The sequence below is a fragment of the Idiomarina sp. H2 genome (assembly GCF_004364275.1).
In the GTDB taxonomy this organism is placed as follows: domain Bacteria; phylum Pseudomonadota; class Gammaproteobacteria; order Enterobacterales; family Alteromonadaceae; genus Idiomarina; species Idiomarina loihiensis.
Window position 1 is genome coordinate 300,186 of the sequence record NZ_SNZY01000002.1, and the last position, 15,428, is coordinate 315,613.

A 15,428-nucleotide genomic window follows, 5' to 3' on the forward strand; every position below is an offset into this window, starting at 1 on the left:
ATATTTCAAAGGTGGTGGCACGAAAGGATAATTTCAATGGCTGAAGTGAATAAAAAACAAACAAATTTAGAGAGATTCTAGTTGAGCCAAAGGTCAAAATTTAGTGATACAGCTCTTGGCCTAAGTAATGCGGCCACAATCTGGACACAGGATGGACACAGCCATGATCCCACCCAAAATCAGCCACAACAGCTAACGGTCACATCGAAAACACATCAAAGAGAAGAGTTTAAAACTAATACGAAAGGAAGAAAATCGCTACAGGCCAAGGAAATGGCGCGCCCGACAGGAGTCGAACCTGTGACCTCCGCCTCCGGAGGGCGGCGCTCTATCCAGCTGAGCTACGGGCGCGTAGTTAGGAGTCTTCAGAGCAGGCGTGGATTTTAGGGAATATCCGCTGCAATGTCCAGTGCTGCAAACCGCGCATGTACCACTAACAATAACCTATAAGCTGCTCGGCTCGGCGCCGCAAGGCTTGTTTTAAGCTGTCGGGGCTTATAATGGTGAAGTCGAAAGGTAAGCGAACCAGCCACCAGGCAAACCATTCTGTGCTGTCTACCACGGTTTCAATAAATATCGCGTTGTCTTCCTGGGTTAAAATACTGGCGCTTGTGCCTAGCTCGCGGGTCGCTGTGTCCAGGTCCGTATGTAATAAAACTCGCACTTTCAGGTTGCCTGGCATGGCGCACAGGCTTTGTTTGAACTGCTCGGCAGCGTTGTAGTTTAAAGGCCTTTCAAAGGTTGCTTTAAGTAATGTCACTTCGGCTAAACGGTCTAATCGAAAGGTACGGAGCGCTCGGCGCAAATGGCAGAATCCGCCTATATACCAGTGTCCTAGCCTATAGAACATACCGTAAGGATCGAGCTCGCGCTGCTGCTCGGGCTCGGCTTTGCCCACATACACAACTTGTACCCGCCGCTGGCTCTCTATGGCTTCCATTAACGGCATCAATAACGACTGCTCCTGCGGCAGTCCAGAGTCGGGCAATAACAGGTTTGTATGCTGACTAATGGAACGAGCCCTTGCCTGAATATGCTCTGGCATAACGCGCTCAAGTTTCGCCTGAACGCTGGTCAGCGCAGGCGAGGTATCGGTCAGCTGAAGACTCTTCGCGGCCAACAAGCCTAGCGAGAGCGCCAGCGTTTCTTCATGAGTAAACATCATCGGCGGCAGCTTAAAACCGGCAACCAACATATAGCCTCCATGAGGGCCATGCTCTGTGGTAACCGGAATACCCAACTCCTCAAGCGCACTGATATAGCGCCTGACCGTGCGTTTATCCACGCCTAGCATTTCAGCAATTTCAGTGCCACTCAAACGTTTGTGAGACTGCAATAACTCCAGTAAGGCGAGTACTCGTGTTGTCGGGCCGTTCATAATTTTCCTGATAAAAGGCGGCGAAAATAAATTTAGATAAATATTTTTATATAGGACTAATTATGACCTATATAACTAATATAGTTCTTATCAGACGTAAAACCCATAATAAAAAGGAGCTGAGCTATGAAAGAAAATATGTCTAAAAACACCAAAGAAATCGTTTTCTATACTAACCCTGAGTCCCGGGCACGCATTGTTCGTCGTATGCTGGAAGAGGTTGGCGAGCCGTATACGGTCAAAGTACTTAACTACAATGGCGATATGAAAACGCCCGAGTATCTGAAAGTTAACCCGTTAGGGAAAGTGCCGGCAATACAACACGGCGATTTGGTTGTTACGGAAACAGCCGCCATTTGTGCCTACCTGGCCGATCAGTTTCCGGAAAAGAACTTAGCTCCACCACTGGACAGCCCGGAACGAGGAACTTACTACCGTTGGCTATTCTTTGCGGCCGGCCCGGTAGAAATGGCAAACAGCGCCAAAGCCTGTGGCTGGAACCTCGAAGATAACCTGCAAACGGTTGGCTCTGGTAGTCACGACGATGTTCTGAAAGCTCTTGAATTAGCCGTTTCTAAAGGGCCTTATATTTGTGGCGAGCAATTTACCGCGGCAGATGTATACGTTGGTAGTCATATTAGCTGGGGCATGCAGTTCAAAACGCTCGAGGAGCGGCCTTCATTTAAAAGTTACGTCAAGCGCATTGAAGAACGCCCCGCTTTCCAGCGAGCAACAAAACTCGATGACGAATTGAGTAAAGGCTAGAGCGTCTGAAAATAAGCAGCCAGAGGGCTCTGGCTGCTGACTCTTTTAATCACCGGTTTCCTGCTTCTGTTTTTTCAAATTCAGGTTATGGAAATCGAAGCTGAAATCGGTATAAGGCGCTACGGCCTCCAGCATTGCACTGTTCACTTCATTATTTCGGTTCACGCTAAAGTCGATAAACGCATCAGCCTCCAGTAAAGGCTCGTCCCAGCGCACGATAAAAGTGTCGTCGTTATAATGCTCTAAGGTGCCTTGCAGCATAGGAGTGTGAGTAAAATTGATGCGCAGTTTGTCCTGCTCGTAGCTAATTTTTACGTCGCCGTACCAGGCGTCATTATAAGTACCGGCGTAGCTTTCCAGCGGCAGCGCGGCTCTTACTTTTTCAGGCTCTTCTACCTCGAACTCGGCTTTTCTTTTCATAAAGGCCTGATATTTTTGCTGCTCTTCCTCCACCCAGTCGCGGTCGGGCAAATCTAACAAGTCTTCTAGGGCTTCTTCGGTAATTGCGGTTAAACCACCAAAAGCCTGCTGGTTACTCAGAACTACCATGCCAAAGTTCTTTTCAGGTATCAGTGTGGTCAGCGACAACATGCCCAGAATGCCCCCGCTGTGATACACCCGCTTCACGCCCTGGTAGTCTTTTACGAACCAACCCATGCCGTAGCCACCAAAATACGTTCCTTGTTCAGCAGCTTCAGGTGATGTACCCAACGGTGTGGTTAACTGCCACATGGCCTGTTGCGAGTCTTCTGAAAAGAGGCGTTCACCCGATGGGCTCACGCCGCCCTGCAGCTGAGTGATCAACCAGTTACTTAAATCATCAACACTTGCTGCGGTCGCACCTGCTGCACCAAAATCTTCAAGAAAATCTAGCGGGAAACGATGCAGCTCACCGTTCATTTCAATAGTGCCTACCGCAACGTTGTCATTACTTTCAGGTATATGCGAAAAACCAATAACACTCTCGTCCATATTCAAAGGCTGAAAAAAGGTTTTCTCAACGTATTCTCTGTATGGCATGCCCGTAACCCGGTGGATAACTTCACCGGCCGTTACGAACATCAAGTTGTTGTAGGCGAAACGCTCGCGCAAACCGTGGTCAATAGGTACGTGCGCCAGCCCGGCAAGAATATCGCTGGTGGACTTATCGGTGTTAGGCCAGATCATTAGGTCGCCCGCTCCCAGACCAAGGCCCGAGCGGTGACTCAGGATATCGCGAATTGTTAGAGATTGAGTAATAGCCGGGTCGGCCAAACGAAACTCAGGAATGTAGTCTATAACTTTGTCGTCCCAGTTGAGTTTCCCCTGCTCTACCAGCGTTGCCATAGCCGCTGCGGTAAAAGCTTTGGTGTTTGAAGCAATACCAAACAGTGTATTGGCATTTACCGGCTCACCGCTGTCTATATCACGCACGCCGAAACCCTCGGCTAAAATCACTTCGCCGTCTTTAACCGCAACAACGGCCAGGCCCGGAATGTTAAACGCCTCCAGCGTTTCCTCGGCGGTATTGCGAATGCTGTCTGCGCTTTGTGCCCAAACAGGTGCATTGGCCAACAAAGTAACGCCAAGCGAAACTGAACTTAACATTTTAAATAACGGTTTCATTTATCGGTTCCTTATTATCAATAGCCGTTAGTCAGCGTAAGCCGCCCGAATTTTCTCAACTTTTTTATCAATAGCCTCACGGCTCAGCCATTGCCCCCGCACCATAACCCCTTGGTTTTCACGCAAGGTATCAGGGTTCTCCAGAGGGTTATCCTTTAACAAAATAAAGTCAGCACGATGTCCCGCAGCAATGCGCCCAAAAGTATCCTGTTCGGCAAAGTAGTCGCCGGCCGCTACTGTGGCCGAACGTAAAATATCAGCCATAGGTATACCGACTTCTGACATCAGCTGTATTTCGTGGTGTATGGAGTAACCCGGAACGCTAAACAACTGTGGTGCGTCGGTTCCAAAAATAATTTCAGCGCCGCCTTCGTGCAGGGCGTGCAATAGCTTTTGCCGATTTTCCTGCTGCACTTGCGCCTGTTCCTGATTAAAGTAACTGCTGGGGTTATCGTAATAGTTTAGCCAGCCTTCCCGGACGGCCTTGGGTACCAGCTGAATTTCCGGGTAGTCTTTCAATTTGTCGGGATCAGCCGCACCTATCAGGGTTTTCCATAGGGCCTGGGTGGGCACAACCGCAACGTCTTGTTCCAGCGTCATAGCCACCAGTAAGTCCAGTTCATCCTGTGTTATTTCTCTGTTCATAGCATCAACGTAAGCGAGGTAACCGTCCAGGTGGTCAATGGTTCTCTGGCCTGCTTCCATGGCGCGTTTTAATCCGACATCTGCCGGCACATGTCCGGCAAAGTCCATGCCCGCCTGGCGAGCCGTACTTGCCATGGTCTCATACTCTTCAAGGGTTAACCCGGGGTGCACTTTCAGTAAGTCCCACCCTTCATCGCGTTGTGCAATGACCCGCTTCGTCACCTGCTCAACCGACTCAATGGTATTGCCACTGAAGCTAGGGCCAGCTAAATACAACGTTGGACCCTGGCGCTTGCCCGACTCAATATCGGACTTAAGCTGCAACTGGTGCGGATACCCCAGCATCCCACGCACTGTTGTTACGCCATTGGCAACGTACAAAAACAACATGTCGTCTGCGTAGCGTTTAGGAAAATCTCCAAAGTCTGTCGCCGGCGGCACATGGCCGTGCATTTCTGCCATGCCCGGTAAAACGTATTGCCCCTCAGCATCAATTATTTGCGTGTTATCATCGAAAGCCGGAGCTTCGGCGTTGGAAAACACACCGCTGATGTATCCGTCATTAACCACTAACGTCTGCTGCTCAATAACATTCGGCTCGCCCTTAAGCCAGTCAACAAGGGTCACGTTTTTAATCACGTAATCTGCACTGCGAGTATCATTACTCTGGGGCTCTGCATTGTTACACGCAGATAAAAATAAGGCCGCGACAGTTGCGGCCAGAAGGTGAGTCAATTTCATTTTGGTTGCCTCCGGCGTCAAGTCTGCCTTTAGCCTAGCGCAAGCTTACAATAAAGCCCAGCGGATAAGGCCGCCAACTAAAGTGACGGCCAGAACACCCAGACACCATAAGCCAACAAACCACAACCACTTCTTAAGTACAGGTTTCATCAGTCGTGGTATCCGCTGTCAGGGTCAACCTTGCCGCGGAACACCCAGTAGGTATAACCGGTGTAAGCGAAAATTATCGGCAACAGGAACACGGCACCCACGAGTAAGAACTTCAGGCTGTTGTCCGGTGCAGCGGCTTCCCACAGGGTAATGCTGCGGGGTACAAGATACGGGAATATGCTGACCGCAAAGCCAGCGTAAGCCAATAGAAACATGCCCAACCCCCAAAGATAGGGACGTCCTTCCTGTTTTCTATGCAGCGAACGCAGCAAACCAATGGTCATCACCGCCAGCAGTACCGGCAAAGCCCACAGACCAACGGAGGCCGGGTAAGTGAACCAGCGCTCGGCAATAAACATATCGACATAAGGTAAGTAAAGGCTCACAAAGGCTATGCAGGCCACCAGCAATATTGTGGTGTACCAGCCGGCACGGTAGCTTTGACGCTGCAGGTCGCCGCTGGTTTTCATCACCAGCCAGGTCGCACCCAGCATCATGTAACCGATAACCACCGCCACGCCGCAGAAAATAGTAAATGGCGTCAGCCAGTCGAACCAACCTCCGGAATAAGCCCGGTCTGTTACCTGAATGCCCTGCAGCATAGCGCCCAGCATAATGCCCTGACTCATTGCCGCTATCAGCGAGCCGGTAATAAAGGATAAGTCCCAGATGCCTTTGGCACGTTTGGTTTTAAAGCGGTACTCAAAGGCCACGCCACGGAAAATAAGCCCCAGCAACATGGCAATAACCGGCATATAAAGCGCCGGCATCAGCACCGAGTAAGCCAGCGGGAACACCGCCAGCAAACCACCACCGCCCAGCACCAGCCAGGTTTCGTTGCCGTCCCAGACCGGCGCCACGGTGTTCATCATCACGTCACGGTCTTCTTCTTTTTTGAACCAGGGGAACAGCAGCGCTATCCCCAGGTCAAAGCCATCGAGTGCGACGTAAGCAAATACGGCGACCGAAATTAATATTGCCCAAATCAGTGCGTAATCCATAGCTTACACCTCCTCATCGTATATGCGCTCAGCGGCCATAGTGGGCTTATGCTTCGCGTAATCGGGAATGGCTACCTGTTCAGGGTTCCCCGCCATTTTGCGCAGAATGTAGAAGGTACCCGCACCAAAAACGAGGAAGTACACCACAATAAAGGCTATCAGGCTGCCCGCCACACCGGCTTTGTCGATGGGCGATGCCGCATCGGCGGTGCGCAGCAGGCCATAGACCACCCAGGGCTGACGCCCCACTTCGGTGACTATCCAGCCGGCAATGACCGCCACAAAGCCCATAGGTCCCATAAATAAACTGAAACGCAGCAAGGTTTTGTTGTCATACAGTTTGCCGCGCAGGCGTTGGAAGCCCGACCAGAGTCCAGCAAGTACCATCAGCATGCCCACGCCGACCATTATCCGGAAAGCCCAGAATACGGTAACCACCGGCGGCCAGTCTTCCCGTGGATACTGATCAAGGCCGGTCACTTCCGCGTCGATGTCATGCTTAAGAATGATGCTGGCAAGACCCGGAACTTTCAGAGCGTAGTCCACTTCCGCAGTTTCCTGGTTCGGCACCCCGAATAAATACAGCGGTGCCCGGGCTTCGGTATGGAAGTGCCCTTCCATTGCCGCGACTTTCGCCGGCTGGTGCTCCTGCGTATTCAGTCCGTGAAAGTCTCCGACAAGAACCTGCAGCGGAGCCACAATGAGCGCCATCCACATGGCCATGGAGAACATTTTACGGGCTGCCGCGTTGGTTTTGTCTTTCAGCAAATGCCAGGCACCCACCGCACCGACCACAAAGGCTACTGTCAGGTAGGCTGCCAGCAGCATGTGCGCCAGCCGATAAGGGAAGGACGGGTTAAACACCACCTCAAACCAGTCGGTGACCACGAACTGCCCTACGTCATTCATGGCGTAACCGGCGGGCGTCTGCATCCAGCTGTTTACCGATAAAATCCAGAAGGCTGAAATAGCCGTGCCCACCGCCACCATCAGGGTAGCGAAAAAGTGCAGTTTCTCGCCCACCTTATTCATGCCAAACAGCATGACGCCAAGGAAACCTGCTTCAAGGAAGAACGCAGTGAGAACTTCGTAACCCATTAGCGGGCCAATAACCGGACCGGCTTTATCGGAAAATACCGACCAGTTAGTGCCGAACTGGTAGCTCATAACAATACCGGAGACCACGCCCATACCAAAGGCCACAGCGAAGATCTTCACCCAGTAACGGAACAGCTGCTGGTAAACCGGGTTGCGGGTTTTGAGGTACAGGCCTTCGAGAACCGCCAGGTAACTAGCAACCCCGATAGTAAAGGCAGGAAAAATAATGTGAAACGCGATGGTAAACGCGAACTGGAAGCGCGCTAAAAACAGTGCGTCAAAACTTTCAAACATAGCAAGCACCCTTAATTAAGGTTTGTCTCAAGTATACGCTTTTGTTGACAAAGATCAGGGGTGCCGATGTAAAACTTGTAGGATAAATACTAATAAATGCCATACTTTTTGTATGGCTAATGAACGAAAAACCTATACAAGTACTCTGGGAACCCGGCCGCTAACGCCGGTCAGCAAGTGCCAGGAAATAGTATCAGCACAGGCGGCGACTTCTCGCACGTCAATATTAGGGCCCCAAAGCTCGACATCATCGCCTAACTGCAGATTTTCAATACCGGTAACATCAATCGTCAGCATGTCCATAGAGACTCGTCCGGCCAAACCCACACGCTTTCCACGAACCATTGCCGGTGTGCCATTTTCCGCCTGCCTTGGGTAACCGTCAGCGTAACCCATAGCAACTGTCGCTATAACACTGGGTTTATCGGCACTCCAGCCGCTGCCGTAACCTACCGACTCGCCTTTTTCCAGCTGGTGCAATGCAATAACCGGAGCAACTAAGCGCATTGCAGGCTTCAGTTCTGCCTGCACTTCAGTCACCGTAGACGGATTCACACCATAAAGCAGTAAACCCGCTCTGGCCCAGTCATTATCCTGAAGTGACCACTGAGTATCCGGGTTTAAAAGTCCGGCTGAGTTGTGGAAGCTCCGTGCCTGATAGTCTTTAAGGGTTTCCGACAACTGGCAGAACTGCTGTTTTTGACGGGCGTTTAAACGATGCTCGGCATCGGCGTTGGCTAAGTGCGACATTAAGGTCACACCGGCGACATTCTTGCTCGCACGCAGGCGCTTTAATGCTTGCGGAGCCTGCTCTTCAGACCAGCCAAGCCGGTGCATACCGGTGTCCACTTTTAACCAGACCCACAAAGGGCTAGTCAACTGCGCTTGCTCAATACTCTCAAGTTGCTGTTCGCAATGCACCACCGGGCTCAGCTGATGTTCACAACACAGGTTCAATTCAGTCGCTGAGAAGCAGCCCTCCAGTATTACCAAAGGCCCTTTGTAACCGGTTTCACGAACCGCTAACGCTTCTTCCATAAAACCCGCCGCCATGCCATCAACCAGCTCTGCCAATGCCTTAACCGCGGGAGCGACGCCGTGTCCGTAACCGTCAGCTTTCACTACGCCCAGAAGTTTTCCACCCGCCACTTTACGCCGTACCCACTTAGCGTTGTGCTGTATAGCGGAGGAAGAAATTTCAGCGCGAGTTTGGCGGTAGTGCATGGGGTTTCCTTTTTAATTTTCGTCCGGCTTTTCGAAAAGGCCTTCAGTTTACCGTATTTTCCAACAACTTGAACGGAACTCTTTGCATCGCTCCGCAAGCTTGAGTAACGTAAAGCCATAACCCAAAAGGAGAATAACAATGTGGTTAAAGCAATCTGTCATTGCCGGTAGCTTAGCGCTACTTTTTACTTCCGTTCCAGCCTTATCACAAGAAACATTCCAGGCGGACGACATATTCCAGCTTGAATACGCTAATCAGGTCAGTATTTCACCCGACGGAAAGTATATTGCGTATATCCGCAACAGTTTTGACAACATGAAAGACAATACCCGGCGCTCATTATGGCTAATTGATACCGAAACCGGTCAACATTTACCGATTTTTGACGATCAATTTAATTACGGTAGCCTCGCCTGGTCGAATGACGGTACTCGCCTTGCCTTTGCCTCTAACCGTTCTGAAAAAAACCAAATTCATGTGCACTGGATTAAAGAGCAACGCACCGCCAAAGTCACTCACGTAAGCGAAAGCCCGGGCAGTATTAGCTGGTCTAACGACGACACCCAACTGGCTTTTACTATGTCGGTTAAAGCCGAAGCGACCCCTTTTGCTAAAAGTGTGAAAAAGCCAACAAAACCTAAAGGCGCTAAGTGGTCTGACTCTCCCATTATTGTTCAGGAAGCCTATTATCAGCGCGACGGTCGTGGCGTGCTAGAGCCCGCGCATACCCAAGTTTTTGTCGTACCGGCAGAAGGCGGCACAGCGCGCCAGCTAACCGACGGCCCATACCGGCACGGTGGCTCTCTGGCCTGGACTGCCGACGACAAACATTTGATTTTTTCGGGCAACCGTTCTGAAGACTGGGCCTATCAGGTAAATGAAAGCGACTTGTACAGCGTTAACCTGAGTTCAAAAGAAGTGACTCAGGTGACCGATAAACCCGGTCGCGAGTCATCGCCACAGTTTTCACCAGACGGCGAGCATTTGGCCTATTTACATAGCTCGAACGAGCCAGTGCCTTACCATAAATCACAATTGTGGATCATGGACTGGAGTGAGCGCTCGGAAGCCGAGCTACAGGCTGACTTCGACCGTTCTTTCAGCTCACCACAATGGACAGGCAATGATTCACTTGCGGTTTCTTACGCCGATCAGGGCAAAACCGTAGTTGCTGATGTCACCTTGAGCAATGAGCTGACGAATCGGGTGGATGATGTTTCCGGTGTTTACGTTAGCCGTCCTTATACCATGGGCTCATTCACTGCCTCTCAGACCGGTGCAATTGCCTACACCAAAGGCTCCGAATACCGTCCGGCGGATGTCGGTTATCAGCCTCAGGGTGGTGAGTCGGTTCAGTTTACTCAGCTAAATGAAGACCTGCTTGGTCACCGTAAGCTGGGGGAAGTTCACGAAATTCGCTATGAATCACGCTACGACGGTCAGGAAATTCATGGCTGGTATATTACGCCGCCAAATTACGATGAAAGCAAAGAGTATCCTCTGCTGTTAGAAGTGCATGGTGGCCCTCATCTGTCTTACGGTCCGCACTTTGCAGCAGAGCACCAGCGCTACGCAGCGGAAGGCTATGTGGTGCTTTATGTAAACCATCGCGGCAGTACCTCTTACGGTAAAGATTTTGCCATGCTGCTGGACGGTAACTACTCATCACCTTATGACTTTGCCGACCACATGAGCGGCATTGATTTACTCATTGATAAAGGCATTGCTGACTCCAACAACCTATTTATTGCTGGTGGTTCAGCCGGTGGAATTGCTACAGCCTATGCTGTCGGCCTGACTAACCGTTTTAATGCCGCGGCAGCCACTAACCCGGTGATTAACTGGGTCAGTAAAGTACTGACGGCTGACAGCTCAATTGGTCAAATTACTAACCAGTTCCCGGGTATGCCATGGGAAGAACTAGAGCATTACTGGCAACGTTCACCGCTGTCTATGGTGGGTGACGTTGAAACACCTGTACTGCTGTTTACAGGAGAGAAGGACCGCCGTACGCCAATATCGGAAACAGAACAGTTCTACCAGGCGTTGAAGCTGCAAAAAGTCGATACCACAATGGTGCGCGTGCCCGGTGCTTTTCACGGTGTTACGGCTCGCCCTTCTAATATGATAGCCAAAATTGAACACGCTCTGGCGTGGTTTGAGCAGTATAAGAAATGAGAATAGCGACACTGGGCCCTGCCGGCACCTTTTCAGAGGTTGCGGCAGGGCTTTATCAACCCGAAAAACAGCACCAAATTCAGTTACTGGACAGTCTGGTAAGTTGTCTGGACGCTATTGGTAATGACTGCGACGCTGCGGTTGTGCCTATTGAAAATTTAACCGAGGGCTTTGTCTCTCCTGTTGTGGACTACCTGGTTCAGCGTCCGTTACATATTCAGGCGGAAATTCGCATTCCGGTTGGTTTTCAGTGCCTGGCCAACAGTGCTGAACCGCAGCAAATATGGGCACAGTTCGTAGCCGCCGGTCAATGCAATCAGTATCTGAATGGATTGGGGCTTCCGGTTATACACACCGCAAGTAATGCATTGTCGCTGGATGCGTTGCTGGCCACTGAAAAGCCATCTGCGGCGGTGGTTCCCAAGCACGTAAACTGCCCCGCTTCATTACAGATTCTGAACAGCAACATTGCTGACAACCCACGTAACGAAACGCGCTTCGTGGTATTATCCGCAACATCTGAAACGCCGGAATTTGATAAAAGTACGCATTGGAAAAGCAGTTTACTGCTCATTGACGACAACGATCATCCGGGTTTATTGGTCGACAGCTTACAAGTTTTTGCGAAACAGCAAATTAACTTAACCTCCATTGTTTCAAGACCGGCGGGCAGTCAGTTTGGTGACTATCATTTCTTTATCGATTTTGACGGGCACCTCAGCGAGCCAGGTGTAGCAGCCGCTTTGCAAGAACTGGCTAAAATGAACAACATTCACTGGCTGGGTTCGTACCCGGCCGCAGCTATAGGGAATCAGTAATGTCTCTGGAAGTTATTAAACATGAGCCGGCGGGTAACGCCGATGCAGTCATAATTTGGCTTCACGGTTTAGGTGCGTCGGGTAACGACTTTGTACCCATGACAGAGCATATAAAAATCGCTAATGCGCAGATTCGCTTTTTATTTCCGCATGCTCCGCAAATGCCGGTCACCATAAACCAGGGCATGGTCATGCCAGCCTGGTATGACATTACCGACATGAGCATTGACCGCCAAATTGACAGCCAGCAGCTGCGTGAGTCAGCAGCCAAAGTGCACGCCATGATCGACGAACAAGTTGCTCAGGGCATCGACAGTAAGCGCATTATTATTGCCGGGTTTTCACAAGGTGGTGCGGTCGGCTATGAAGCGGCTTTAACTTACCCTAAACCACTGGCTGGTTTAATGGCGCATTCCACTTATTTTGCCACCGCGGGTGACATTGAGGTAAATGAAGCCAACGCGCAACTGCCTATTTTGGTTCAGCACGGCACACAGGACCCCGTCGTGCCGGAAGTTCTGGGACAAAAAGCCTGCGCGGCATTAAAAGAGAAAGGTTTTACAGTGACGTATCAGACCTACCCAATGCCACATTCATTGTGTATGGAGCAGGTTCAGGATATGCAGAAATGGCTGAATGAGCGGTTCTAGCCGCTCACTCAAAGAATCGTTACAGCTTTAAAAAGTTTAGCCAGCCAGCAGTTGCAGCTTTTCCGCCCAGCTGCTGGCCAGATTCTCGCCCCGTTCAAACGAGTCGATCATAATATTCACATGACCCACCTTACGGCCAGGACGTGCCTCTTTACCGTACCAGTGACAGTCGGCAGCGGCGGCTTCCCACAAGGCTTCAGGGATTCCGGCAACACCAATTACATTAACCATTAGCGTTGGCGCAATCAGCAAGTCCGGCAATGGCAAGCCGGTAATAGCACGTATATGCAAATTAAACTGATCGCAGTTAGCACCACTCATGGTCCAGTGACCGGAATTATGAACCCGCGGCGCCACTTCGTTCACCAGCAAGTGTTGGTTGTCACCTTCACCGACAACGAAGAACTCAATAGCCAATACACCGACGTAATCCAGCGCATTCGTCAGTTTCTGGTGGTGCTCTTTGGCTAACGCCTCAAGCTCTTTAGAAAAGTGCTCTGCACCCGCCAGGCTATACGACAAAATACCCTGCGTATGTACATTCAACGTCAGCGGGAAACAACGCTGTTCACCTTTATGTGAACGCGCACCGACCACCGATACCTCGTCGGTAAAATCGATCATATCTTCAACAATACCCGGTCGCTGTCCGGCGTCTTCCGCAACGGCTGCAATGTCGTCACCCGGACGCCAGCGCCACTGGCCTTTGCCATCGTAACCGCCTTTTGCCGATTTAATGACAACCGCATGGTCGCAGCCGTTTAAAATAGCGCTTAACTCAGCTGCGTTTTCGTATGCCTTCCAGGCCGATGTCGGTATGTCCAGCTCATCGCACAGAGCTTTTTGAGAGCGACGGTCAACCAACTGATTAAAGCGTTCAGGTTGCAACAGAAACTTGTCGGCAGCTTTAGCCACCAGCTCTTCTCCTAAATGCTCATGCTCCCAGGTTGTCACATCAGCCCATTCATTAGCTTTCGCTAATGTCATCGATAGCGGCTGCTGGCTACCCAATGCCATAACCTGATCTTGCCGGTCGCTGTATAAAACACATTCATGGCCCTGCTGAATAACCGCTTTACCCAGCATTTGCCCTAACTGGCCGTTACCAAGGATCAGGATTTTCATTTTGGTAATTCCAGGTCTGAGTTAGCCATCACTTTTTCTTTTTGCGCTGTGCGGAATTCGTGCACGCGTTTACGCACATCGCTGTCAAAGCTACCAATAACCTGTGCCGCCAGTAAACCTGCGTTTGCAGCTCCAGCATCGCCAATAGCCAGAGTACCTACAGCGACACCCTTAGGCATTTGCACAATAGAAAGTAAGCTATCCAAACCTTTCAACTGCTTGCTCGGAACCGGCACACCAAACACTGGAATAGCAGTGTAAGCCGCCAGCATACCCGGTAAATGAGCAGCACCACCGGCACCGGCGATAACCACAGGCACACCATCTTGTTCCGCTTGTTCCATGGTGGATTTAAGTAAATCCGGCGTGCGGTGTGCAGAGACCACTTTCGCCTGCCATTTAATGCCCAGAGACTCGAGCATTTCTGCCGCTTTTTGCATTACCGGCCAATCGGACTGGGAACCCATTAGAATCAATACCGGAGCCATGGTGTCACCTTTTGTTTACTGTTTGGATGTGCATCTGCATTTGGAAAGGCGGGGATTGTAGCCATTGACCGCCTTAACTGCAAATTTCACGCATAATTATTAACCAAATTTATTAACTCAGTTTAGACTTTTTGCTGATGGTAGTGTTAATCAGCTAGAGTTAGTATCTGTTATCACTTAGTACCAACAGGAATACATCATGCTACTTTCTGCGAAAGACTCTTTACTACTGATTGTTGATGCTCAGGAGAAGTTGCTGCCAGCCATCCACCAACGCGATGTGGTTACTTCTCGTATGCGCTGGCTAGGCGAAATTGCCATGCAACTGGATTTGCCTATTCTTATTACCGAACAGTATCCGAAAGGTTTAGGCTACACCGTTGATAGCCTGCAAGATATTATTGAAGCGGCACGAGTGGTTGAAAAAACGCACTTTAGTGCGCTGCGTGACGACACCTTTCGCGACGTACTTTCTGAATACAATAAAAAGCATGTGGTTATTATGGGCATGGAAACCCACGTCTGCGTTTTACAAACCGCAATAGAGCTTCAGGCTTCGGGTTATCAGGTCTTCTTACCCGCTGACACAGTAGGCTCGCGCCGGCCCACAGATAAAGACAGTGCCATTGAGCGAATGCGAAACGCCGGCGTTGAAATTATTACTTCCGAAATGGCCGCTTTTGAATGGTTAGAAAAGTCAGGAACCGATACTTTCCGCCATATCAGCCGTAACTGGTTAAAATAACGCAAGGTATTGTTGACTCGGGTTATATTAAGCGTATACTCGAAACCGCTGAGAAAATTTCGGCTATTGATTTGAGATTTTTTACGAAGTCCTTTTTGCTGTACCTCGTTTTGTAAGTCCAAGTAATACCTAAGTTTTTTGAGCAATACATTGATTTCAACATGCACTACGAGGAATATCAGCATGTCTACTACTACTGGTAAAGTAAAATTCTTTAACGAAGCTAAAGGCTTCGGTTTCATCGAACAAGAAAACGGCGCAGACGTTTTCGTACATTTCAGCGCTATTCAGTCTGACGGTTTTAAAACTCTGGCAGAAGGCCAGCAGGTTTCTTTCACCGTAGCTCAAGGCCCTAAAGGTCCACAAGCTGAAAACGTAGTTCCTATGTAAGGAACCTTCGTTGCCCTTTCGGGTACCGAACGTTTACACAAAGAATTTCAAAAACGTCGCTTCTAGCGGCGTTTTTTTATGCCTAAATCCCTGCTTCGCTAAACTTTTTCTAGAAAATCACGATAACCTTAC

At 50.1% G+C, this 15,428-nt stretch carries 14 protein-coding genes and 1 tRNA gene; 6 read left to right on the forward strand and 9 right to left on the reverse strand.

Annotated features, from left to right (window positions below; genetic code table 11):
• Positions 1 to 274: 274 nt before the first annotated feature.
• Positions 275 to 351, reverse strand: a tRNA-Arg gene (locus DET62_RS03565).
• Between the two features lie 82 nt (positions 352 to 433).
• Positions 434 to 1,378 (reverse strand): YafY family protein, encoded by a 945-nt coding sequence (locus DET62_RS03570; RefSeq protein ID WP_110012878.1) that lies wholly within the window; start codon positions 1,376 to 1,378, stop codon positions 434 to 436.
• 126 nt (positions 1,379 to 1,504) lie between these two features.
• Between DET62_RS03570 and DET62_RS03575 the strand changes: the two genes are divergently transcribed.
• A complete protein-coding gene (locus tag DET62_RS03575) occupies positions 1,505 to 2,143 on the forward strand; it encodes a glutathione S-transferase family protein (protein ID WP_110012877.1) in 639 nt (212 codons plus the stop codon).
• 45 nt (positions 2,144 to 2,188) lie between these two features.
• Here DET62_RS03575 and DET62_RS03580 read toward each other — a convergent pair whose 3' ends face one another.
• The 5 genes from DET62_RS03580 to alr form a co-directional block, all read right to left on the reverse strand.
• Positions 2,189 to 3,748 (reverse strand): serine hydrolase, encoded by a 1,560-nt coding sequence (locus DET62_RS03580; protein ID WP_110012876.1) that lies wholly within the window; start codon positions 3,746 to 3,748, stop codon positions 2,189 to 2,191.
• A 27-nt stretch (positions 3,749 to 3,775) separates the two neighbouring features.
• Positions 3,776 to 5,134, reverse strand: a complete 1,359-nt coding sequence (locus DET62_RS03585; protein ID WP_110012875.1) for an amidohydrolase family protein — start codon at positions 5,132 to 5,134, stop codon at positions 3,776 to 3,778.
• A 149-nt stretch (positions 5,135 to 5,283) separates the two neighbouring features.
• The gene (gene cydB / locus DET62_RS03590; RefSeq protein ID WP_110012874.1) at positions 5,284 to 6,285 is read right to left on the reverse strand and encodes a cytochrome d ubiquinol oxidase subunit II; all 1,002 of its coding nucleotides are present in this window, start codon (positions 6,283 to 6,285) and stop codon (positions 5,284 to 5,286) included.
• Positions 6,286 to 6,288: 3 nt separating this feature from the next.
• Positions 6,289 to 7,677, reverse strand: a complete 1,389-nt coding sequence (locus DET62_RS03595) for a cytochrome ubiquinol oxidase subunit I (RefSeq protein WP_110012873.1) — start codon at positions 7,675 to 7,677, stop codon at positions 6,289 to 6,291.
• Between the two features lie 132 nt (positions 7,678 to 7,809).
• A complete protein-coding gene (gene alr, locus DET62_RS03600) occupies positions 7,810 to 8,901 on the reverse strand; it encodes an alanine racemase (protein ID WP_110012872.1) in 1,092 nt (363 codons plus the stop codon).
• A 139-nt stretch (positions 8,902 to 9,040) separates the two neighbouring features.
• Between alr and DET62_RS03605 the strand changes: the two genes are divergently transcribed.
• From DET62_RS03605 to DET62_RS03615, 3 genes are read left to right on the forward strand one after another with little or no spacing between them, the layout of a single operon-like run.
• Positions 9,041 to 11,080, forward strand: a complete 2,040-nt coding sequence (locus DET62_RS03605) for a S9 family peptidase (protein WP_110012871.1) — start codon at positions 9,041 to 9,043, stop codon at positions 11,078 to 11,080.
• Entirely contained in the window at positions 11,077 to 11,898 is an 822-nt protein-coding gene (locus DET62_RS03610; RefSeq protein ID WP_110012870.1) for a prephenate dehydratase domain-containing protein, read from the forward strand. The genes DET62_RS03605 and DET62_RS03610 overlap by 4 nt, the downstream gene beginning before the upstream one ends.
• The gene (locus tag DET62_RS03615; protein ID WP_110012869.1) at positions 11,898 to 12,548 is read left to right on the forward strand and encodes a dienelactone hydrolase family protein; all 651 of its coding nucleotides are present in this window, start codon (positions 11,898 to 11,900) and stop codon (positions 12,546 to 12,548) included. Before DET62_RS03610 ends, DET62_RS03615 begins: the two co-directional genes overlap by 1 nt.
• A gap of 36 nt (positions 12,549 to 12,584) precedes the next feature.
• On the opposite strand, the gene DET62_RS03620 is transcribed toward DET62_RS03615, so the two are convergent.
• Both DET62_RS03620 and purE read right to left on the reverse strand, forming a co-directional pair.
• Positions 12,585 to 13,673: an ATP-grasp domain-containing protein gene (locus DET62_RS03620; RefSeq protein WP_110012868.1), complete on the reverse strand. Its 1,089-nt coding sequence runs from the start codon at positions 13,671 to 13,673 to the stop codon at positions 12,585 to 12,587.
• Entirely contained in the window at positions 13,670 to 14,161 is a 492-nt protein-coding gene (purE, locus tag DET62_RS03625; RefSeq protein WP_011233299.1) for a 5-(carboxyamino)imidazole ribonucleotide mutase, read from the reverse strand. The genes DET62_RS03620 and purE overlap by 4 nt, the downstream gene beginning before the upstream one ends.
• Before the next feature lie 199 nt (positions 14,162 to 14,360).
• Between purE and DET62_RS03630 the strand changes: the two genes are divergently transcribed.
• Positions 14,361 to 14,906 carry a hydrolase gene (locus DET62_RS03630; RefSeq protein ID WP_034819335.1) on the forward strand — a complete coding sequence of 182 codons (546 nt, stop codon included), beginning with the start codon at positions 14,361 to 14,363 and terminating at the stop codon, positions 14,904 to 14,906.
• A gap of 183 nt (positions 14,907 to 15,089) precedes the next feature.
• On the forward strand, positions 15,090 to 15,296 hold the full coding sequence (locus tag DET62_RS03635; RefSeq protein WP_011233297.1) for a cold-shock protein: 207 nt from the start codon (positions 15,090 to 15,092) through the stop codon (positions 15,294 to 15,296).
• The last annotated feature ends 132 nt before the right edge of the window (positions 15,297 to 15,428 follow it).